Raw genomic sequence first — 20,091 nt, 5'->3', positions numbered from 1 at the left:
CTATTTGGGAACCTGCTCTGCTTCCGCTGCAGCCGGCGCCTTCTCCAGCTCTTTCGGTGGTGCGCTGGCGGCCACGGATACGGCCTCCTTGCGATGTTCGAGGCGCTGGCGTTTGGCTGCCTGGTAATAGCCGCTGGCGTAATAGGACACCGCGCGGTTGTGATCGCCGTTTGCGGCGCGGTAGGCGCCGGCGAGATATTTCACCGCATAGGTGAGATTGGTGTCGGGATCGCGCAGGCCTTCGGCGGTCCCGGTGTAACCGAGGCCGCGGGCGGTCGGCAGCTTGATCTGCATCAGGCCAATCGCGCCGCCGTGTCCGACCAGATTTGGCTGATAGCGGCTTTCCCGCACGATCACCCGATGCACCAGCTCCTCCGGCACCAGATTGGCCTTGGCGTGCTTCGCCACCAGCGCATCATAGTCGGCTTTGCCTGCCATGGCGGTGTGCGGCAACAGCAGCGTGGCGGCGGCAAGCCAGGCGAGCGACAGCGATCGTTTCATCGGAAAATGGCCTCGGACACGGCCCGTTATAGTGGCGGAACCGTTAACGCGCAGGGAATGCCGCATGGATGTGGCGAAAACCCGGCATGGCGAGGTTTTTGCCGGCTTTTTGCCAGTCCTGCGCCGGTGTTTTGGCGGCATTCGCCGCAGCCAGTTTTACCAAGAATTATGCCCTGGCGTGCTTCGATCAGCCGGAAACTTCGGGAAATTCCGGCCACGCCGATGACCATGTCCGTCACCCATAGCGCCGAGCGCGCGAGTTCAATGCGTGGCCTGCTGCCGCTGTGGGTCGGCGTCTTCGTCTATGTGTTGCTGGTGCTGGCCGGGAACAGCTTGCTGCGCGATCCCGACACGATGTGGCACATTACCGTCGGCCAGTGGATGCTGGATAATCACGCGGTCCCGCACACCGACATCTATTCCCTGACCATGCGCGGCCAGCCCTGGATTTCGATGCAGTGGGTGGCCGAGCTGCTCTACGCCAAGGCCTATGCCCTGTTCGGCTGGAGCGGGCCGGTGGCGCTGGCCGCCGCGGGAAGCGCGCTGACCTTCGCACTGCTGACAAGATTCCTGACGCGGCATTTGAACGACAGCACGGCGCTGGTTTTCGTCGCCGCGGCGCTGGCGCTGACCATGGGGCATTTGCTGGCGCGGCCGCATGTGCTGGCGCTTCCGGTGATGATCGCGTGGGTCGGCGGACTGATCGACGCGGCGGACCGGCGCGCGGCGCCGTCGTTTTGGCTGCTGCCGCTGATCGCGCTGTGGGCCAATCTGCATGGCGGGTTTATTCTCGGCCTGATGCTGGTGGGGCCGATCGCGCTCGATGCGGTCGTCAGTGCGGAAGCAGCGTCGCGAAAATCGCTGGCATTGCGCTGGGTGGCATTCGGGCTCGCCGCGCTGGTCGCCGCGTGCTGCACGCCCTATGGCTGGAATTCGATGCTGGCGTCGAAGAATATCCTGTCGCTGGGCAGTGTGCTGTTGTTGATCAGCGAGTGGCTGCCGGCCGATTTCAGCAGCCTCGGCCCCTTCGAAATCTGCCTGTTGATGGGACTGGGCATGGTGCTGCTCTACGGCATCAAGCTGCCGCCGACGCGAATATTGCTGCTGCTGGGACTATTGCATATGGCGCTGGCCCAGGGCCGGTCCGCCGAAACGCTGGCGTTGCTGGCCCCGATGGTTCTCGCCGTGCCGCTGGCCAAACAGATCGGCGGCGTCGAGGCCTCCCCTTCGAGCGCCGCATCGATGCCGCGCGGTCTGCTGTTCGCCGGCATCGCCACCGTATTGATGGTGGCAACGCTGGCTTACGGCTCCGTCGTGCGCTTCAAGCCCGATGTGCGGCATGCACCGGTCGCGGCGGTCGCGATACTGAAGCAGATGAATCTGACCCGCGTGCTCAACGATTACGATTTCGGCAGCTATCTGATCTCCAACGGCGTCGCGCCGTTCATTGACGGCCGTACCGATCTTTATGGCGAGAAGTTCTTTATCGACCACAACAATGCGATCATGTCGCTGGAGCCGAACGCGATGTTCCGGCTGCTCGATGAATACAAGATCGAGGCGGTCCTGTTGCGGACGACGAGGCCGGGAGCCAAGCTGCTCGATCACATCGACGGCTGGCAGAAGGTCTATTCCGACGACGTCGCGACGCTTCACGTCCGCGTGCCCGGCGCGATGCATACGTCCGAACCGCCGGTGAAATAATTTCGCCTGGCGTTGCGGAGCGCCGTTCAAAAGACTCAAACCTCTCCCAGAATTTGGCGCGACGGAGCGGTCATATCCGACAGCAACGCTGTCCAATCCGCCGTCACACAATTCGATTCAAAAAATCGATCCAAAAAACCAAAAGGGAGAGATGTGTCATGGTCAGCATGGACTCTGGTTTTTTGCCCCTCGGAAATCCCTGCGCCCAATGCGGCAAGCCGATCGCCGCCCCGGAATGGATCGAATCCGGGCCGCGCCGCACCGCCTATCTCTGGCACTGCTGGGCCTGCGATTACCGCTTCGAGGCGGTGGCGTTCTTTGACGATGCGCAACAGGATAACGAAGCGCTCGCGGCTTGAGGGCAATGGGTGGTTTCGTAGCCCGGATGAGCGCAGCGACATCCGGGGTTGGCGTATGGTGTGTTCCCGGATATCGCTACGCTCATCCGGGCTACAGTTCGCCCTCATCAGGAAGTCGCACGAATCTCACGCCGCCGATTGCCGGTTGGGCTGGCGCACCGGCAGTTCAATGCGCACGATCAACCCGTGCGGCTGGCGGTCGTTGAGCGACAGCGTGCCGCCATGCGCCAGTACGATGGAGCGCGCGATGGAGAGCCCGAGGCCGAAGCCCGCGGTTTCGTCCATGTTCCTGGCGTCGTCGCCGCGCACGAAGGGTTCCAGCATCACATTCTTGCGCGCATCGGAAATGCCGGGGCCGTCGTCCTCGACCTCGATCGTCGCGATATCCGGCGACACGCCAAGACGGATCGTGGCGACCGCGCCGAACCGGGCTGCGTTCTCGACCAGATTGGTGACGCTGCGATGCAGGTCGTCCGGCCGCACCGTGGCCATGGCATGCGCCGGACCGTCGTAGATCACCTTGTGTCCCATATCCGTGAACTGGTCGGTGATCAGTTGCAGCGTGGAGGCGATGTCGGTCAGCGTCATGGCCTCGAGCTTGCGGTCGTTGCGCAGGAAGGAAAGCACGGATTCCAGCATCGATCGCATCTGGTCGAGATCGCTCAGCATCCGGTGACGCTGCATGTCGTCTTCGATGAATTCCGAGCGGAGTCTCATGCGGGTGATCGGCGTGCGCAGATCGTGGCTGATCGCCGCCAGCATCTTGGTGCGGTCGTCAATGAGAGTCGTGATCCGCTCCCGCATCCGGTTGAGCGCCTTGGCGACGGAACGAATTTCCTCAGGCCCGCGCTCGGGCAGCGGTGGTGCCGCGCCATTCAGGCTGAAATTCTCGGCCGCCTTCGCGATCGATGACAGCGGCGCGGTCAAGGCGCGGGCGGCCCATAGTCCAAGTATGCTGACGCTGACGATCGCGAACAGCAAGGTTACCATCCAGGGCCCGGCCCAGAACGGGCGTTGCCGCAGATCCGGCAGGATCCTTGCGGAAATCATCGCGCCGTCCGGCAGCGCGATGCCGACCCGGTGGTTGTCGCCATCACGCGCAAACGGAAATATCCGGTAGCTGCTGTCAAGCCGGCGATGCAGGCTGCGCAAGTCAGGCCGATCCAGATCCCTGGCGGCGGGAACGGGACCCGGCGGCAGGCTTTCGACATCGAGCTGCGGAAACGCCCGCGCAATATCAGCGTAAAGCCGTGGCCGCTCGGCCGCGGACGCCGAGCCCAGAAGCTGCACGGCGGCGGCAAGCTGGGCGTGACCGCGATCGATTGTGGGATCGGGCGGCTCCGGCCGATTGAGGAGAAAGATGGCGGTGAGGATCAGGTGGATTGCGACAATCGAGGCGATCACCAAAGCGGCGATCTGTCCGCTGATGTTCTTCAGGTTCAGGAAGCTCAGCAGTCTCATGACGGGCTGTCTGCCGGAATCGCAATCGGATCCACCGCCGGGGTGAACATGTAGCCGCCGGAGCGCACCGTCTTGATCATGGTGGCGTCCTGCGGATCGGGCTCGATCTTGCGCCGGATGCGGCTGACCAGGACGTCGATGCTGCGCTCGAACGAACCGGCATTGCGACCTTGGGTGAGATCGAGCAGGCTGTCGCGCGACAGCACGCGGCCCGGCCGCTCACAGAAGGTTCGCAGCAGATCGAACTCGGCGCTGGTCATCGCGACGCGCGCGCCGGCCGGATTGCGCAGCTCGCGCAATCTGAAATCGATCCGCCATCCGAGGAAAGTGAGCGTGGTCGCGCCATTGGCGGCGCTGACGGTTTGGGCGGCGGCCTGGCGGCGCAGCACTGCGTTGATCCGGGCCAGCAATTCGCGCGGATTGAACGGCTTCGGCAGATAGTCGTCGGCGCCCATCTCCAGGCCGAGGATCCGGTCGACGTCCTCGCCGCGTGCGGTGAGCATGATGATCGGTATCTGTGATTCCGAGCGGATCTTGCGGCACAGGCTGAGGCCATCCTCGCCCGGCAGCATCACATCGAGAATGACGAGATCGACGCGATGCTCGGTCATCGCGCGGACCATCTCGCGTCCGTCGTTTGCCGTCATCACGTTGCACGCATTGCTGCGCAGATATTTTGCGATCAGCGCGCGGGTTTCGCGATCGTCTTCAACAACCAGGATATTCGGTGCCACTGTGACCATGCAGAGCCCTTGCCAGAGATTTGTGGCAACTGACGGAATATTTGTTTCGTGATGTTTCCGACATGACCCGCGTAACACGAGGCAACATGTCCGCGGGACAATCAAAACATCTCGTTAAGATCATTAACCTTAACGTCGTGGCGTCTTGCAAGAACCTTTGGAGCCATCATGACCTCAATCTCTGCGACGTCCAGCAACAATTATCTGTCGCCGCTGCAGCAACTGCAGAATGAGCTGCAGTCCGAGGTCTCCTCAGGCACCGTCAGTTCGTCCGACCAGAGCGCGTTGTCTTCCGCGCTGACGGATATCAATTCCTCGCTGCAGAACGGCAGCGCGGGCGCCTCGACAGGCAGCTCCAACTCGTCTCCGGGCGACCTGCAGTCGAAGATCAACAATTTGATAGCCGGGGAAGTCTCCAGCGGCAAACTGACCAGTGCGCAGGCGACGCAATTGCAGGGCGTGTTCACGGCCGCGTTTGCCAATGGTCCCGGCGCGCCGCCGGATGCCAGCGGTTCGAATGCCACGGGCGCCGCTGCTGCGATCGGTCAATCCGGCGGGCCCGGTGGTTCGGGCGGCGCTGGCGCCGCGCATCACGGCCATCATGGTGGCCACGGCGGACCGCCGCCGGTAGACGGTTCGTCCTCGACGAGCAGCACCACCAGCAGTTCATCAAGCACCAGTTCCACGGATGACGTTTTGCAACAGTTCCTGCAATCGCTGCAGAATTCGCTGTCGTCCTCGGCGTCCTCTACCTACGGCGCGACCGGAAGCGCCGACACCGGCAACACCAGCACCCTCTCGGCCTCGCTTCTGATCAACTATCAGACCTGATTCAACCAGACGGCGGTCGTAAAGCCGCGGAACGCATGTTCGATATCGTCATTCTTCTGGCCGGCGCGGCCGAGCGGCCGGTGTTGCGGTCTCTGTTGCTCGGGCACAATCCGGGTCTGACGGTGATGGCGGTCGAGACCCGCGAAGACCTTACGGCGCTCAGTCTCGATCAGTTGCGGCGGGCGCGGCTGGTCGCCTTCGTCACGCCCGAAATCGTGCCGGCGAGCATTCTCGCTCAGCTCGGCTATGGCGCCTTCAATTTCCATCCCGGTCCGCCGGCCTATCCCGGATGGGCGCCGTCGCATTTCGCGCTGTACGATCAGGTCACGGAATTCGGCGCGACCGCCCATATCATGGTCGAACAGGTCGATGCCGGCCCGATCCTCGACGTTTCGCTGTTTCCAATCCCGCCCGATATCTCGGTGCTGGGTTTGGAAGGACTGGCCTATGCGCATCTGGCGCTATTGTTCTGGCGCATGTCGAAATCGCTGGCGACGGATCCGGAGCCGCCGCCGGCGCGCCCGATTCCCTGGGGCGCCATCAAATACTCCCGCCGCGCCTATCGGGCGATCTGCGACATCCCTCTCGATATTTCGAAGCCCGAACTCGACCGGCGCATTAAAGTGTTCGGCGGGAACCATTTCGGCATGGCGCCGACCATCAAGCTGCACGGAATCGAGTTTCGCGCAGTCCAGCCGTCCGCCGCCTGATCGAGAAGGTGGAACCGGATTGCGGCTGACGCGTTGGTTTCGCTCATCAACCCTCAGGGAGGCTGATGATGAACGACGTGAAGGTGAGACCGCACCAGTTGATCGCCAGCGACCGGGTCGAAGGTACGGCTGTGCGAAGACCGAACGGCGACAGGATCGGCCACATCGAACGGCTGATGATCGACAAGATCAGCGGCAAGGTGTCCTACGCGATCCTTAGTTTCGGCGGTTTCCTTGGCATGGGAACCAATCTGCTGCCGTTGCCATGGGCGCGCCTGAGCTACAATCCCAAATTCGAAGCCTACCAGCTCGACATCGATGATGACGAATTGCGGCGTGCGCCGTCGTTCCGCGCCGACAAGGATTTCGACTGGGGCGATCGTTCGCAGGAAGCCGAGTTGCATGCCTATTATGGCATCCCGCCCTATTGGGGTGGTTTCTGAGCGAGTGTGTTTTGCAAGCGCTGGCGCGGTCGCGGAGTTGTTCCGTGGAACCGGAATGAAACCGTATCGATCGTCTGCGGCGCAATATTGAAATGCGCATCACCACCGGGAACGGCGCGTGCGGTGAGGGGTTCTCTTCCTATCAATTGATATCAGGGAGAAATCCATGTCATTCAAACACATCTCGGCCGCTGTGGCGGCGTCGGCATTGCTTGCGTCCGTTGCGTTTGCGCAAACCCCCACCGCGACGTCGGATCGCGGCAACATGGCAGCGTCGGAGACGTCTTCCTCGTTCCAGGGTGACTGGCGCGCGTCGAAGGTGGTCGGCTTGAGCGTTTACAACGACAACAACCAGAGCATCGGCTCGATCAACGATCTGCTCACCGACAAGAGCGGGAACATCAAGGCCGCGGTGATCGGCGTTGGCGGCTTTCTCGGCGTTGGCGAGCATCTGGTCGTGATACCCTTCGACAAGATCAAATTCGTCAACGAGCCCGTCGCTTATGTCGGCGCGTCCGGCAACGCGACCGGCCAGCCGCCGATGTCGTCGACGACCACGACGGGTTCCGCGTCAACAACGGGCACCGCGTCGACGGCAACGTCGTCAAAACCCAGTCCGTGGTATCCGGACCATGCCGTGTACAATGCGACCAAGGATGAGCTGAAGGCGATGCCGGAGTTCAAATATTCGAACTAACGCCGCGTCGGGGTAAGCCCACAAAGCAAAAGCGCGTCCGGTTTGGCCGGGCGCGCTTTTTATGATGCGATGAACGTAGGGTAGGCAAAGCGAAGCGTGCCCACCATTTCCAGATCGCTCAAACCGCGTGGTGGGCACGGCGCAAGCGCGCCTTTGCCCACCCTACGAATACGCTGGCTTAATTCGTCTTCACCAGCGGGCAGCCGCCCTTGTCGAGCGGACGGAAGGCTTCGTCGCCGGGGACGGTGGCGAGCAGTTTGTAGAGATCCCACTCGCCCTTCGATTCCTCGGGCTTCTTGACCTCGAAAAGATACATGTCGTGGACCATGCGGCCGTCGATGCGGATCTTGCCGCCCTTGGCGAAGAAATCGTTGATCGGCGTGGCGCGCATCTGCGCCATTACCTTCGGCGCTTCGTCGGTGCCGATCGCCTCGATCGCCTTCAAATAATGCATGGTCGCGGAGTAAAGCCCGGCCTGGATCATGGTCGGCATGTGGCCGACCTTCTCGATGAAGCGTTTCGAGAAGGCACGGGTTTCGTCATCCCGGTCCCAGTAGAAGGCGTCGGTGACGATCAGGCCCTGGGTTTCCTTGATGCCCAGCGAATGCGTGTCGGTGATTTCCTGCAGCAGGGCGATCATCTTCTGGCCGCCCTTGGTGATGCCGAATTCCGCGGCCTGCTTCAGCGCATTGGTGGTGTCGCCGCCGGCATTGGCCAGCGCCACGACCTTGGCCTTGGAGGCCTGGGCCTGCAGCAGGAAGGACGAGAAGTCCGACGAGTTCAGGGGATGGCGAACCTCGCCCAGCACCTTGCCGCCGCTCTCCTTGACCACGTTGGCCGCGTCGCGCTGCAGCGCCATGCCGAAAGCGTAATCCGCGGTGACGAAGAACCAGGTGTCCTCGCCGCGCTTGACCATCGCCTTGCCGGCGACGTTGGACAGCGAGTAGGTGTCGTAGGTCCAGTGCACGGTGTTGGGCGAGCAGGCGGGGCCGGTGATGTCGGAACTGCCGCCGCCGCTATTGATGTGGATCTTGTTCTTCTCGCGGGTGAGTGCGGAGATCGGCAGCGCGACCGAAGACGTCGGCACGTCGAAGATCGCATCGACCTTCTCGTTGTCATACCAGTTGCGGGCGATGCCGACGCCGACATCCGGCTTGTTCTGGTGGTCGGCCGCGATCACCTCGACCGGCTTGCCCTTCACCTTGCTGCCGTAATCGGCGACGGCCATCTGGACCGCGACCAGCGAGCCCTTGCCCGTGGCGTCCGCATAAAGGCTGGACATGTCGGTCAGCACGCCGATTTTGACGACGTCGTCGGAAATTTGCGCCGACGCGGCACCGCCGGACGCGGCATAAGCAAGTCCGGCCACCAGCGTGGCTGCGAGCGATTTCATGGTCTCTTCTCCCTTGGGTTTGCCTTCGTTGAGGCTTTGTTTGAATCTCTTTTACCCGGCTTGCGTCGCCTCCGCAAAGGCGAAGGCGGCGTGGCAATGCGCCGGGTTGACTAAATTGCGGGCGGGGCGGGCGTTAACTTTTCAGCCAGCCCGGCCAAAGCGGGAAGGGGTCAAAACGCCGGCAGCGCGGTGATGACGACGCTGATGGTGCCCGCGGCTTCTGCGATCACGCGCAGCGTTTTGGAATCGAAGGCGATGTCGGCGAGGCTGAGGCTGGTGATTTCAGCCGCCACCCGCACGCCGTCCTCGTTCTTCTGGAAATCCGCGATCGAGGTTGCAATCTTCTTCTGCGCATTGCCGATAAAGGGCTTCAGGTCGACGGTGGCCTTCTCGGCCAGCGCTTTTTGCAGGTGCGGCATCGCCGCGCGCGCCGCGGCGCCGAGCAGCCCGAACGCGGCTTCGGACTCGACCGCGAGTTCGATATTGGCAAGCCGCAGCGTCTGCTGCCCCTGATCGAGCATCGGCCGGCCCCAGATGTGCACCGTGGCTTCGCCGCCGAAGCCGAAGAAGCTCTTTTTCTCCTTGGCGTTGACCAGGAGCGAGATGAGCAGCCGGTCGCCCGACGCCGCGACGGAGGCGCGCTTCACGATGACGTCGACCGAGCCCGAGCCGTCTTCCGGAAATGTCCGGCCGCTCAATTGTGCTTCCAGCACCTTGTTGATGTCGACAAAGGGGATATCGATCGGGATGCCGACGCTCACGCCGCCGGGGATCGGCGGCCCAATGGAAATCTTCTCCGGAAACGGGCAATCGGGTTTGGTCTGCGCCGAGGTGATGCGGGTCTCCGCCTCGATGCCGAGCGTCAATGTGAGGTTGGCGGCATCGACGCGTGGCTGCGCCGCGATGGCGCGGGTCGGCCGCAGTTCCAGCCACAACGCCGGCAGCGACGAGGCGGCGCCGTTGCCCTGGATCGGAATCGAGCGGCACGTCTTGGCCCATTGGATCCGGGCATTGCGCTCGAAAGCCTGATCGGCGTGAATTCGCGCGCCGGCCGCGGCGAGTTGATCGGCGACATTCTTGTCGATCACCGGCTTGATCTGCGCGGGGACATTGACGCGCGCGCCCGCCACCGTGAGGCTGCTGTCACTGAGCGTGACTTGTCCCGCCAAATTCGGCTCGATGCGCCAGTTGGCGGCGAGCTTGGGCCGCGAAGTGATGACGATATTGCCCTTGATCTCTGCGCTGGCGTTGAGCGCCTTGATGTTCACGCTGCCGATTTGTTTGGCGACATTGCCGCCGAGCAGGCCGCCGAGCGCGTCGCCGACCGCGCCGGTCGCCTTTGACGACAGCGAGCCCGTCACGTTCAGCTTTCCGGTCAGCGGTGTCGCCAGCGACAGCACGTCCTGCGCGCCGGTCGCCGCGATCGGCCCGCGCGATGCGGTCCAGCCGATATCGGCATTTTGGAGGATCTGCGACACCGGGTTGTCGGCCTTGCCGGCGAAGTTGCGCGGCGCGGCGCGGTCGGCGGCCTCGCGAATGGCGGTGAGCGGAATCGTGATCGGGGCGATGATGCTGGAGATGCGGGGCGCGGGCGGCAGCGGCGGCAATTCGGCAAGCGCCGGCGACGCGACGGTACCACGCCTCGACAGCCAGTCCATGGCCTTGAGACTGACGAAAAACGAGGCCGCGACCACTGCGATCGCCAGCACAATAACCTTAGGACGCATCGTCCCCCCGGACTGATTTCAGCCGGTGAGACTACAGGGCGGGATGCGGGGACGCCAGAGCGGGAGGATCGGCGTCGTTTCCAGCCGGACACAAAAATGGCGCGTTGAACGCGCCGGGTTTTGGAGGGAATTCCGTTTCTGTAGGGTGGGCAAAGGCGCACTTGCGCCGTGCCCACCATATTTGCTGAACCGCGCTAATGGTGGGCACGCTTCGCTTTGCCCACCCTACGAAATCCGAAGTTAATCCATCAACTCCGCTTGCCGCTCGTATTGTCGACGCGGCGATCCATCGGCAGCACGATCACCTTGGTTCCGACGTTAACCCGCGAATACAGATCGGCGACGTCCTGGTTGGTGAGGCGGATGCAGCCTGACGACACGTGGGTGCCGATGGTGCCCGGTGCGTTGGTGCCGTGAATGCGATACACGGTGCCGCCGAGATACATCGCGCGTGCGCCGAGCGGATTGCCGGGGCCACCGGCCATCTGGCGCGGCAGATAAGGCTGGCGCGCGATCATTTCCGGCGGCGGAGTCCAATCCGGCCACTCGGCCTTTTTGGTGATGGACTGCACGCCCGACCAGGTGAAGCCGTCGCGGCCAACGCCGATGCCGTAGCGGATCGCCTGACCGCCGCCGAGCACATAATAGAGATAGGTGTTGGGCGTATCGATGATGACAGTGCCCGGGGCTTCGCGGGTCGGATAGTTGACGATCTGGCGCTTCAATCGCGCCGGCAATTCGGCGGCAACGTTTTCATCCTGCGATGGCGCGGGTTGAACGACCGGCGGGGTCATCTGAACCTGCGGGTCAACAATAAATGGAAACAGCGGCAGCGGCGCGGCCGAAGCTGCGCCGGACAAAGTGACGCCAATCGCCAGCGCCCCGAAGGCGGCAACACGGCAAACATTCAGCCTGAGCGTCCCGAGATTCAGCATCCGAGGTTTCATGTCTTCTCGCCCTGTTTTGTTAATCTGTTTGATCGCCCGTGCACGCGTTCGGTGCATCGTTAACCAGACCACTACAGGGAAAAGGTTTCAGGTCGTTTTCGTCAGGAGGCCAAAATGACTTCGTCGGATTCAGGAATTGTTTCATTTAGATGTCGTGCGGCCCCGAAAACTGCATAGCAAATCGTTAAAAAGGAGGCTCAGGGCGTGTGACGTCACACGTTTGAAATATCCTTGGCACAACGTCGAATTTAGAGAATCAGCAACGCTCTGGATTCCCAAAGATGCGGATATTGATCGCGACCGACGCTTGGCACCCGCAGGTTAACGGCGTGGTGCGCACCCTGACATCGCTGGCGCGCAGCGCTCCGGCGCTGGGGGCCAATATCGAATTCCTCACGCCGGAAGGGTTTCCCTCCGTTGCGCTTCCGACCTATCCGGGGCTGCGCGTCGCGCTGCCGAACCGTCGCAAGATCGCCGACCGGATAGAAGAGGTGGCGCCGGACGCGATCCATATCGCAACTGAAGGACCGATCGGCTGGTCGGCGCGGGCCTATTGCCGCCGCCACAACCTGGCTTTCACGACGTCCTATACGACGCGCTTTCCGGAATACATCGCGGTGCGCTCGCCGATCCCGGCCTCGTTCAGCTATGCCGTGCTGCGGCATTTTCACGCGGCCGGCGCGATGACCATGGTCGCGACGCCGTCGCTGCGGCAGGAACTCGCCGGGAAAGGGTTCCGGAAGCTCGGCTTCTGGGGGCGCGGCGTCGATACACAACTATTCACGCCCGACGATGCCGCCGAACTCGATCTGCCGCGGCCGATCTTCATGACCATGGGCCGGGTCGCGGTGGAAAAAAACATCGAGGCGTTTCTCGCGCTGGACCTGCCGGGCTCCAAGGTAGTGATCGGCGACGGGCCGCAGAAGGCGCTGCTGGAGCAGCGCTATCCGAAGGTCAAATTTCTCGGTGAAAAGACCGGCAAGGATCTGACCACGCATCTGGCAGCGGCCGATGTCTTTGTGTTTCCGAGCCTCACCGACACTTTCGGCGTCGTGCAGTTGGAGGCATTGGCCTGCGGCACGCCGGTCGCGGCGTTCCCGGTGACGGGACCGCTCGACGTGATCGCGGATCATCCGGTCGGCGCGCTCGACCGGGATTTGCGCAAGGCCTGTATCCGGGCGCTCAGCATGTCGCGTGAGGCGTGCCGCAACTTTGCGCTCGAGCGTTCCTGGGAAAACAGCGCAAGGCAGTTCATCGGCAATCTGTCGGCGTTGCAGCCGAGCCGCGTGCCGCGGCCGGCGCATCGTCTGGCCAGCCGAAGCGCCGTTCGGGGCTAAGCGTAGCAGTCACCGCAAGATCGATCGCAAGATTCATTTAACGAACAAGACAACGAGGTAATGTCACATGGCAGAGATCATCAAACTTGACGGCGCCACGCCGCTCGATTTCGACCGCGAGATGGTCGAGACCGCCTATGACCGCTGGGCACCGATCTACGACCTGGTCTTCGGCGGGGTGTTCAGCAAGGGCCGGCGCGCCGCAATTCTTGCCACCAACAATATCGGCGGCCGCGTGCTGGAAGTCGGCGTCGGCACCGGAATTTCGTTGCCGCAATACGCGCCCAACCTGCGCATCTTCGGCACGGACATTTCGGAAGGCATGCTGGACAAGGCCAAGGCGCGGGTCAAGGAACACCGTCTGAAGAATGTCGAAGGCCTCGCGGTGATGGACGCCGAGAAGCTCGAATTCCCGGACAATTCATTCGACGTCGTGATGGCGCAATATGTCGTCACCGCGGTGCCGAACCCGGAAGCAGCGATGGACGAATTCGCGCGCGTGCTGCGGCCGGGCGGCGAGATCATCCTGCTCAGCCGCGTCAGCGCGGATGCGGGTTTGCGCCGCTTCATCGAACAGCGGCTGCAGCCGGTGGTGCGCCAGCTCGGCTTCCGCACGGATTTTGCGTGGTCGCGTTACACCCAATGGGTCGCGAAAGCGCATGGCGTCGAGTTGGTCGAGCGCCGCCCGGTGCCGCCGTTCGGTCACTTCTCGCTGATCCGTTTCCGCAAGCTTCCGCCGGCTGTCGCCGCCTAGTTCAGGCGGCCCGTGCGAGTGTTGTTTCGTAAGTGTGCCATCGTGAAACGTCATATGTCATTATGATGATGTCACACGCCGTACATCGAATCTCTGTACACCAATCACAGCTACCTTATTTTGGGGAAGAAAATGGACATCAAGGATTTCCGCGAGCAATTGCGAACCCAGCGCTGGGATGACCACCGTTTTTATCACCACAGCCGCATCAACCAGAGCCTGCACTTCGTCAGCGCGGCGAGCTTCCTGATCAGCTACGTCATGATGTTCTTCGATCCTGTCGTGGCCGCGCTGATCGGCTGGCTGGTGTCGATGACCTCACGTCAGGCCGGCCACTTCTTCTTCGAGCCCAAGGGATACGATCACGTCAACGACGCGACCCATGAGCACAAGGAAGAGATCAAGGTCGGCTACAATCTGCAGCGCAAGGTCGTGCTGATGGCGATCTGGGCCTTGTCGCCCGCGGTGCTCTATGTCGATCCGACCATGTTCGGCCTCTTCACGCCCTGGGCGTCGCCGGCGGATTTCATGCGTCAGGTGGCCAAGATCTGGCTCGCGATCGGCATCGGCGGATTGTTGTTCCGCACCGTGCATCTGTTCTTCATCCGTGACATCGAGACCGGTCTGGTCTGGATGACCAAAATCCTGACCGACCCGTTCCACGATCTCAAGCTCTACCATAAGGCGCCGCTGTTCCTGCTGAAGGGCGAGCTGATCGATCCGGGTCTCGAGAAGCACGTCAGGCACGCCTGAGCTTGGCGAGAAGTTCTCCCTCGCCCCGCTTGCGGGGAGAGGGTTGGGGTGAGGGGGACTCTCTACGAGCACGGTGCTCGGAGAGTCCCCCTCACCCGAATTGCATCTGACGATGCAATTCGACCTCTCCCCGCAGGCGGGGCGAGGTGATCCGAGCGGTGACGCCAATTCAGTTCAAGGCCATCGTTATCTGGAAAATCTCTTCTTCAGCATCTCGCGCAGGATCTTCCGGCGGATGCCCTTATTGGTCAGTGACGCATCGTGCCACCACCAGCCGTCCTGTTTCATCTTCCCGGCCGCGGCGACAAAGCGTTTTGTGACTTCGGCGAAATCCGCGTCGGTGTAGTTCAGGCTGAAGATCAAGCGGCCGGTGCCGACCCAGCTCAGCGCGAGCTGCTCGGCCCGCAGGTAATACTGGAACATCCAGTTGTAGCGCGACGGCTCGGTATAATGAACGCTCCAGATCGACGACAGATTGGCGACCCGGACCGGCAGGTTCTGCGCGGCCAGCATCTCGTTCAATTGCTGCGCCCGCGCGTTCCAGGTCTCGTCGAGGCCGTCATAGACGGTGCGGAAATTCGGGCTGGCGAGCCGGCCGAGGAATTCATCCATCGCGGTCATGACGTAGGGATGCGAATTGAAGGTGCCGCGGGCGAAGCAGACATCGACCGGGCGATCGTCGCGAAAACGCCGCATCAACTCCTTGCGGCCACAGACCGCGCCGATCGGCAAGCCGCCGGCGAGACTCTTGCCATAAGTCACCATGTCGGCGCGGACGCCGAAATATTCCTGCGCGCCGCCGGCCGCGAGCCGGAAGCCGACAAAAACCTCGTCGAAGATCAGGACGATATTGCGCTCGGTGCAGACTTCCCTGAGCTTCTTGAGCCAGTCGGTGTAGGCCGCGCGATCGAACCGCGCGCTGCGCGAACTGTCGGCCAGCGCCGAATCCGCGGGCGCATTGCCGTTGGGGTGCAGCGCCTGCAGCGGATTGACCAGCACGCAGGCAATATCGTGCCGCGTGCGCAGCACATGCAGCGTGCGCTCCGACATTTCGGCCAGCGTATAGGTTTCGTGCGGGGCGATCGGATTGCCGACGCCGGGCTGCACGTCGCCCCACCAGCCATGATAGGCGCCGGCGAAACGCACCAGATGGCTGCGTTTGGTGTGATAGCGCGCCAGCCGCACCGCCTGCATGACGGCTTCGGTGCCGGACATGTGGAACGAGACTTCGTCGAGTCCGGAAATCTCGCACAGCCGTGTCACATTGTCGGTGATCACGGGATGGTAGGAGCCGAGCACCGGCCCCAGCGCATGGGCGCGGGTCTGCGCGCTGGCGATGCAATCCTTGTAGAAGTCGTTGCCGAAGATATTGACGCCATACGAGCCGGTCAGGTCGTAGAACACATTGCCGTCGGGATCGGTGACCGTGACCCCCGACGAGGATTCCATGAACGCGCCGGTGCCCAGATGCTCGCGCACCAGCCGGCTGTACTGGAAGGGCACCCGGTACACTTCGGTGAATTGCAGGTCGGAGATGTGCGCTGCGGCTTCCTGGGTCATCTGCCGGCTCAGCGCGAAGCGGTCCTGGTAGAAGCCGGCGAGCTGGAAGAAGGCGTCGTGACGCTGCTTGGCGATCGCGGCGGGCGCGCCATCGGAGCAGAAGAATTGCTCGTCGTCGTATTCGTAGAACGGGATCAGGCGCGACACCCGCCGCGACATCTTGGAATGTCCGGCCAGCGATCGGTGCTTGGCGCGCGACAGCGCCAGGCGCGCCTTCAATTTGGGGAATACAGCGGCGGCGCCAGCCATCGCTGCGGCGGATAAAGACAGAATCGGGAGTGACGAATCCATGCCACCAGCGCTAGCGGGTCCATCTAACAGAATCATGACAGTCCGGGGCTTGATCTCGGCCCTGACGCAGCAGGAGGACCTGAATTTCCTGTTGACCAACCGCATTCCGCGGGCGGCGCTGACGCGGTTCATGGGTTGGTTCAGCAAGATCGAGAACCCATGGGTGCGGGATGCCTCGATCGCCTGCTGGCGGATGTTTTCGGACCTCGATCTGTCCGAAGCAAAGAAAACCGAATTCAAAAGCCTGCACGATTGTTTCACCCGCGAACTCAAGCCGGGCCTGCGGCCGTCCGATCCCGATCCGTCGATCGTGGTGAGCCCCAGCGACGGAATCGTCGGCGCGTTCGGCGCGATCCAGGATACGGAGCTGTTCCAGATCAAGGGCGCGCCCTATTCGCTGCTCGATCTGCTCGGCGATCCCAAACTGGTGGACGCGCACCGCAACGGCCGGTTCCTCACGCTGCGGCTGACTTCCAGCATGTATCACCGCTTTCACGCGCCGCACGATTTCCGGATCGAGCGGGTCACCTTCATCAGCGGCGATACCTGGAACGTCAATCCGATCGCGCTCAAGAGGGTCGAGCGGCTGTTCTGCAAGAACGAGCGCGCGGTGATCGAAACCAAACTCACCTCGGGCGAAAGTCTGACGCTGGTGCCGGTCGCCGCCATTCTTGTCGCGAGCATCCGGCTGCACTTTCTCGATCTGTTGTTGAACGCCGATACGCGCGGCCCCACCGTGTTTCCCTGTGACGCCAGCGTGCACAAGGGTGACGAACTTGGCTGGTTCGAGCACGGTTCGACCATCATCGTGCTGGCGCCGGATCATTTCGAGTTCTGTGACAATATAAAGGACGGCGCGCGGATTTTGGCCGGGCAGCCCTTGATGCGCAAACCGGCTTCCACATGACGCGCGTTTGAGCATTTCGCCGGCCGGTTCAAGCGGGAAAACAAATCGACGATCTCGATTTTGCCCGGATGCTTGATTATATGAGGCCGATCCACCACGATTCGAAAATCATTTAGGGAACTGAGATGGCGCGAGCGGCTGTTTTGGCGGCGGGAGGCATTGTGCTGCGGCAGGAGGAAACCCCGTTGATCGCGGTGGTTCGGCTGCGCAAGCGTAACGAATGGGTGCTTCCAAAGGGCAAGCTCGACGACGGCGAAACGCCGCGCGATGCGGCTGAGCGCGAAGTGCTGGAAGAAACCGGGCATGATGTTTTGGTGCATGAGTTTCTGGGAACGCTGGTCTATGAATCCGGCGGCCGCTTCAAGGCCGTTCATTACTGGCGCATGGAGGCCGGCGGCGAGCCGACGCACGAATTGATGGATGACATCAAGGCGGTCGACTGGCTGCCGCTCGATGCCGCGATCGAGCGGCTGTCGCGCGGCTATGAGCGGGCGTTTCTGGAGAATGTCGGTCCGATCGCGCTTGAATCTGCCGCACTGGCTCAGCCGGCGCGGCGCGCTCGCATCAAGAAGCAACCGGCGCCCGAGAAGCGCCGCCGCCAGCCGGCCGTCGCTCCGCCGCCTGCGCTGCCGATGACGGATGTGCCGCTCGTTGCCGGAAGCGAGGGTATCGAAGCCGGATTGCCGGTCGATACAACGACGCTGGAAATCATGGCGTCCCCGATTGCGCCGCCATTGGCGCAAGACATCGCGGAACAAGATATCCCTGCACAAGATATCGCGGCGACAGAAGCGGAGCCTCGATCCGATAACGAGATAGCTCAAAGCCAGCGCATCAATCTGGTGCAGAAAGTCCGCGACTGGCTGCGCCGCGCGGCTTGAAGCGGTTAGCTCCCTTACCTCGCCCCGCTTGCGGGGAGAGGTCGGCGCGTAGCGCCGGGTGAGGGGGGCTCTCCGCGAGTCCGTCCCTGTCGGGGATCATCCCGGTCTAATCTGTCGGCAATCTATCCGGTCTGTACCCGAGAGTCCCCCTCACCCCAACCCTCTCCCCGCAAGCGGGGCGAGGGAGCGCATCTCCGATGCCGTTACAGATCGACCCAATCTCATCACGCCCTACCGCTTCTTCTCCTTCGGCGGCGGTTTCCTCGGCGGGGCAAGCCGCTGAACTGCGGGCTTGTTCGGCACGCCGGGCCGCGCGATGGCGGGCGCGGCAGGTGCGCCGGGTGGTCGCTGTAACTGCGCGGGTTGGCCCGGCCGCTGCAATTGTGCGGGTTGTCCCGGTTGTCCTGGCTGCCGAGGTTGCGGCTGCTGTATCTGCCGGTTCGGTTGCGTCGGCTGTGCTTGTCCCTGCCGTCCCGGCTGCTGCGGCGAACCTGGCCGTGGCGCGAGATTGTTCTGCCGCTGCGGGCCCGGACGCGCCGGATTGTTGCGCAGATTATTCCGGTTCGGATTGGCCTGACGCAAGGCGCGCTGCTGGGTCACGATCTGGCGGCCGACGGCCTGTGCGGCATGGACCTGGCGCACGATGCCTTGGTCGCGCGCCATCTGCTGCGGCGAGATCATCAATGGTGCAGCGGTGAAACGGCCACCGGCTCCGGCGCGGATCGTAAAGCCGCTAGCGCCTTGCGTGAGCGAACCCAGCCGCGTGCCCGCGCGATCGCTGACGTCGATATGGCCGACCCTGCCGTCGGGATCTGGATAGAGCTTGATCGCGACATTGTTCGGATTATTGGCGGAGGCACCCTGCGGCACCTCGACCAGGCCGGTGGTGCCGCGAATGCCGAGCGCTGCCGACGGCGTCGATATTTTCATGTCGCCGGTCTTGGCAACGGCGGCGGCGACAAAGGCCACGGTACCCCTTGTGATATCGAACAGCGCCGCGTTCTGCTGGCCGCCGTCTTGATAGACGTAATTGTCGACCGTGATCTGTGCGTTGGCGGTGAGATTGAAGGTGGTGCCGTCGTTGAAGGTGACGCCGAGCTTGGAATTCGCGGACGTATTAAGCGCGTCGTTGAGGAAGATGTCGTCCTTCAATTTGAGCGGCGTCGGTACATTGTTGCGGGTGACGGTCGCGTTGCCGGTCAGGGTTGCGACATTTCCGATCGGCTCATTGGCGGGATCCTGGGATGAATCCTGAGCGGGCGCTTGCGGAGGCGCGGCTGCCGGCTGAGCGGCGGCGGGCGCTGCAGGTGATGGCGCGACAGGTGCGGACGCTGGCGGTGCGGCCGTTGGCGCCGGTTGAGCCTGCGCCCACCCATTCGTCGGTCCGGCCAGCACAAGGCAACAAACCAGCCAGATCGCGAATGAAAACCGATGCCGTGTCAAGATGTACCCCGGGCGAGAAAGAACTGGCGAGTGCAGAGACAATTGAGGGCCTTGCGGCCTGAATGCCGGATGAATGCGGGTTGGTGAATGCGGGCTTGTGAAATTGAAGCTTGGCTATGCGGGTAGACATCATCAAGCGCCGAACACTGCGGCAGCAGTGCGGCGCCTGATGGGATCGACGATCAATAAAGGATGAGTTTTGCGATTTCCTAGCTGCGCCCGAACCTCGGCGTGAGGTTCATCGGCCTCGAGTGCCTCGGTGCCGGCGTTTCGGCCGGAGACTCGGTGACGGCGGCCGGCGCATCCACCTCGAACACGGCCCGGCAGCGCTCGCTCAGGGAATCGCGTTGCCGCTCCATGCAGGCAGTGATGCGATCCACGTTCGGAATGTCGGAAGCGCAAAGCCGCATCGCATCGCCCGTGCACATTTCCTGTTGCTCAAGCGTGTAAGCCTGCGAGCCCGTCGTCAGCATGCCCAGCACGAACGTGGTCGCGATTGCCAATTTGCAGCGGCTTGAAAATGTTGTCGTTGAAATGAATGTTGCCATCTGATGCCCCCTGGTTGCGGGGCGCGCGGGTCGTAAACCGATCCGTGGCCTCTTGGAGCGAGACCGTAGGCCGCGATGGTTTCGGGCTTTTTGCGCCGCAA

General features: G+C 62.7%; 20 protein-coding genes. 11 read left to right on the top strand and 9 right to left on the bottom strand.

Annotation, left to right across the window (positions count from 1 at the left end):
• A complete protein-coding gene (locus tag HB676_RS16740) occupies positions 1 to 501 on the bottom strand; it encodes a lytic transglycosylase domain-containing protein (protein WP_213738952.1) in 501 nt (166 codons plus the stop codon).
• Between the two features lie 222 nt (positions 502 to 723).
• Between HB676_RS16740 and HB676_RS16735 the strand changes: the two genes are divergently transcribed.
• Both HB676_RS16735 and HB676_RS16730 read left to right on the top strand, forming a co-directional pair.
• Positions 724 to 2,205, top strand: coding sequence for a hypothetical protein (locus HB676_RS16735; protein WP_213738951.1), 1,482 nt, complete (start codon positions 724 to 726; stop codon positions 2,203 to 2,205).
• A 158-nt stretch (positions 2,206 to 2,363) separates the two neighbouring features.
• Positions 2,364 to 2,564 carry a hypothetical protein gene (locus HB676_RS16730; RefSeq protein ID WP_213738950.1) on the top strand — a complete coding sequence of 67 codons (201 nt, stop codon included), beginning with the start codon at positions 2,364 to 2,366 and terminating at the stop codon, positions 2,562 to 2,564.
• A 126-nt stretch (positions 2,565 to 2,690) separates the two neighbouring features.
• Here the strand turns inward: HB676_RS16730 and HB676_RS16725 are convergent, their stop codons facing one another.
• The gene (locus HB676_RS16725) at positions 2,691 to 4,025 is read right to left on the bottom strand and encodes an ATP-binding protein (protein WP_213738949.1); all 1,335 of its coding nucleotides are present in this window, start codon (positions 4,023 to 4,025) and stop codon (positions 2,691 to 2,693) included.
• Complete coding sequence (locus HB676_RS16720) at positions 4,022 to 4,768, bottom strand: response regulator (protein ID WP_213738948.1); 747 nt, start codon at positions 4,766 to 4,768, stop codon at positions 4,022 to 4,024. The genes HB676_RS16725 and HB676_RS16720 overlap by 4 nt, the downstream gene beginning before the upstream one ends.
• 168 nt (positions 4,769 to 4,936) lie before the next feature.
• Here HB676_RS16720 and HB676_RS16715 point away from each other — a divergent pair, with 168 nt between their 5' ends.
• The 4 genes from HB676_RS16715 to HB676_RS16700 all read left to right on the top strand — a co-directional run bounded on the left by HB676_RS16715 (position 4,937) and on the right by HB676_RS16700 (position 7,449).
• A complete protein-coding gene (locus HB676_RS16715) occupies positions 4,937 to 5,599 on the top strand; it encodes a hypothetical protein (RefSeq protein ID WP_213738947.1) in 663 nt (220 codons plus the stop codon).
• Positions 5,600 to 5,634: 35 nt separating this feature from the next.
• On the top strand, positions 5,635 to 6,309 hold the full coding sequence (locus HB676_RS16710) for a formyltransferase family protein (protein WP_213738946.1): 675 nt from the start codon (positions 5,635 to 5,637) through the stop codon (positions 6,307 to 6,309).
• A gap of 68 nt (positions 6,310 to 6,377) precedes the next feature.
• Positions 6,378 to 6,752, top strand: coding sequence for a PRC-barrel domain-containing protein (locus tag HB676_RS16705; RefSeq protein ID WP_249780295.1), 375 nt, complete (start codon positions 6,378 to 6,380; stop codon positions 6,750 to 6,752).
• Positions 6,753 to 6,918: 166 nt separating this feature from the next.
• Positions 6,919 to 7,449 (top strand): PRC-barrel domain-containing protein, encoded by a 531-nt coding sequence (locus HB676_RS16700; RefSeq protein ID WP_213738944.1) that lies wholly within the window; start codon positions 6,919 to 6,921, stop codon positions 7,447 to 7,449.
• Between the two features lie 178 nt (positions 7,450 to 7,627).
• Here HB676_RS16700 and HB676_RS16695 read toward each other — a convergent pair whose 3' ends face one another.
• The 3 genes from HB676_RS16695 to HB676_RS16685 form a co-directional block, all read right to left on the bottom strand.
• The gene (locus HB676_RS16695; protein WP_213738943.1) at positions 7,628 to 8,842 is read right to left on the bottom strand and encodes an ABC transporter substrate-binding protein; all 1,215 of its coding nucleotides are present in this window, start codon (positions 8,840 to 8,842) and stop codon (positions 7,628 to 7,630) included.
• 170 nt (positions 8,843 to 9,012) lie between these two features.
• Complete coding sequence (locus HB676_RS16690) at positions 9,013 to 10,569, bottom strand: DUF4403 family protein (RefSeq protein WP_213738942.1); 1,557 nt, start codon at positions 10,567 to 10,569, stop codon at positions 9,013 to 9,015.
• A gap of 248 nt (positions 10,570 to 10,817) precedes the next feature.
• Positions 10,818 to 11,516, bottom strand: a complete 699-nt coding sequence (locus HB676_RS16685) for a L,D-transpeptidase (protein WP_249780294.1) — start codon at positions 11,514 to 11,516, stop codon at positions 10,818 to 10,820.
• Between the two features lie 281 nt (positions 11,517 to 11,797).
• Between HB676_RS16685 and HB676_RS16680 the strand changes: the two genes are divergently transcribed.
• The 3 genes from HB676_RS16680 to HB676_RS16670 all read left to right on the top strand — a co-directional run bounded on the left by HB676_RS16680 (position 11,798) and on the right by HB676_RS16670 (position 14,360).
• Entirely contained in the window at positions 11,798 to 12,853 is a 1,056-nt protein-coding gene (locus tag HB676_RS16680; protein ID WP_213738941.1) for a glycosyltransferase family 1 protein, read from the top strand.
• A gap of 67 nt (positions 12,854 to 12,920) precedes the next feature.
• Positions 12,921 to 13,607, top strand: coding sequence for a methyltransferase domain-containing protein (locus tag HB676_RS16675; protein WP_213738940.1), 687 nt, complete (start codon positions 12,921 to 12,923; stop codon positions 13,605 to 13,607).
• Positions 13,608 to 13,739: 132 nt separating this feature from the next.
• Positions 13,740 to 14,360 (top strand): hypothetical protein, encoded by a 621-nt coding sequence (locus HB676_RS16670; RefSeq protein WP_213738939.1) that lies wholly within the window; start codon positions 13,740 to 13,742, stop codon positions 14,358 to 14,360.
• Positions 14,361 to 14,546: 186 nt separating this feature from the next.
• Here the strand turns inward: HB676_RS16670 and HB676_RS16665 are convergent, their stop codons facing one another.
• Positions 14,547 to 16,211, bottom strand: coding sequence for an aminotransferase class III-fold pyridoxal phosphate-dependent enzyme (locus tag HB676_RS16665; RefSeq protein ID WP_213738938.1), 1,665 nt, complete (start codon positions 16,209 to 16,211; stop codon positions 14,547 to 14,549).
• 34 nt (positions 16,212 to 16,245) lie between these two features.
• On the opposite strand from HB676_RS16665, the gene asd reads away from it, so the two are divergent.
• Together asd and HB676_RS16655 are read left to right on the top strand one after the other, a co-directional pair.
• On the top strand, positions 16,246 to 17,118 hold the full coding sequence (asd, locus tag HB676_RS16660) for an archaetidylserine decarboxylase (protein ID WP_213738937.1): 873 nt from the start codon (positions 16,246 to 16,248) through the stop codon (positions 17,116 to 17,118).
• A 125-nt stretch (positions 17,119 to 17,243) separates the two neighbouring features.
• Positions 17,244 to 17,999: an NUDIX hydrolase gene (locus HB676_RS16655; RefSeq protein ID WP_213738936.1), complete on the top strand. Its 756-nt coding sequence runs from the start codon at positions 17,244 to 17,246 to the stop codon at positions 17,997 to 17,999.
• 231 nt (positions 18,000 to 18,230) lie between these two features.
• Here HB676_RS16655 and HB676_RS16650 read toward each other — a convergent pair whose 3' ends face one another.
• On the bottom strand, positions 18,231 to 19,442 hold the full coding sequence (locus tag HB676_RS16650; protein WP_249780293.1) for a FecR domain-containing protein: 1,212 nt from the start codon (positions 19,440 to 19,442) through the stop codon (positions 18,231 to 18,233).
• Between the two features lie 209 nt (positions 19,443 to 19,651).
• Positions 19,652 to 19,990, bottom strand: coding sequence for a hypothetical protein (locus HB676_RS16645; RefSeq protein WP_213738935.1), 339 nt, complete (start codon positions 19,988 to 19,990; stop codon positions 19,652 to 19,654).
• Between the last annotated feature and the right edge of the window lie 101 nt (positions 19,991 to 20,091).

The sequence above is a fragment of the Bradyrhizobium sp. dw_411 genome (assembly GCF_018449695.1).
Classification (GTDB): domain Bacteria; phylum Pseudomonadota; class Alphaproteobacteria; order Rhizobiales; family Xanthobacteraceae; genus Bradyrhizobium.
This window is presented reverse-complemented; position numbering and strand designations above follow the sequence as displayed.

Coding starts and splice junctions, on each gene's coding strand:
- HB676_RS16740 (WP_213738952.1), bottom strand. CDS start 501: ATGAAACGATCGCTGTCGCTCGCCTGGCTTGCCGCCGCCACGCTGCTG.
- HB676_RS16735 (WP_213738951.1), top strand. CDS start 724: ATGACCATGTCCGTCACCCATAGCGCCGAGCGCGCGAGTTCAATGCGT.
- HB676_RS16730 (WP_213738950.1), top strand. CDS start 2,364: ATGGTCAGCATGGACTCTGGTTTTTTGCCCCTCGGAAATCCCTGCGCC.
- HB676_RS16725 (WP_213738949.1), bottom strand. CDS start 4,025: ATGAGACTGCTGAGCTTCCTGAACCTGAAGAACATCAGCGGACAGATC.
- HB676_RS16720 (WP_213738948.1), bottom strand. CDS start 4,768: ATGGTCACAGTGGCACCGAATATCCTGGTTGTTGAAGACGATCGCGAA.
- HB676_RS16715 (WP_213738947.1), top strand. CDS start 4,937: ATGACCTCAATCTCTGCGACGTCCAGCAACAATTATCTGTCGCCGCTG.
- HB676_RS16710 (WP_213738946.1), top strand. CDS start 5,635: ATGTTCGATATCGTCATTCTTCTGGCCGGCGCGGCCGAGCGGCCGGTG.
- HB676_RS16705 (WP_249780295.1), top strand. CDS start 6,378: ATGAACGACGTGAAGGTGAGACCGCACCAGTTGATCGCCAGCGACCGG.
- HB676_RS16700 (WP_213738944.1), top strand. CDS start 6,919: ATGTCATTCAAACACATCTCGGCCGCTGTGGCGGCGTCGGCATTGCTT.
- HB676_RS16695 (WP_213738943.1), bottom strand. CDS start 8,842: ATGAAATCGCTCGCAGCCACGCTGGTGGCCGGACTTGCTTATGCCGCG.
- HB676_RS16690 (WP_213738942.1), bottom strand. CDS start 10,569: ATGCGTCCTAAGGTTATTGTGCTGGCGATCGCAGTGGTCGCGGCCTCG.
- HB676_RS16685 (WP_249780294.1), bottom strand. CDS start 11,516: ATGAAACCTCGGATGCTGAATCTCGGGACGCTCAGGCTGAATGTTTGC.
- HB676_RS16680 (WP_213738941.1), top strand. CDS start 11,798: ATGCGGATATTGATCGCGACCGACGCTTGGCACCCGCAGGTTAACGGC.
- HB676_RS16675 (WP_213738940.1), top strand. CDS start 12,921: ATGGCAGAGATCATCAAACTTGACGGCGCCACGCCGCTCGATTTCGAC.
- HB676_RS16670 (WP_213738939.1), top strand. CDS start 13,740: ATGGACATCAAGGATTTCCGCGAGCAATTGCGAACCCAGCGCTGGGAT.
- HB676_RS16665 (WP_213738938.1), bottom strand. CDS start 16,211: ATGGATTCGTCACTCCCGATTCTGTCTTTATCCGCCGCAGCGATGGCT.
- asd (WP_213738937.1), top strand. CDS start 16,246: ATGACAGTCCGGGGCTTGATCTCGGCCCTGACGCAGCAGGAGGACCTG.
- HB676_RS16655 (WP_213738936.1), top strand. CDS start 17,244: ATGGCGCGAGCGGCTGTTTTGGCGGCGGGAGGCATTGTGCTGCGGCAG.
- HB676_RS16645 (WP_213738935.1), bottom strand. CDS start 19,990: ATGGCAACATTCATTTCAACGACAACATTTTCAAGCCGCTGCAAATTG.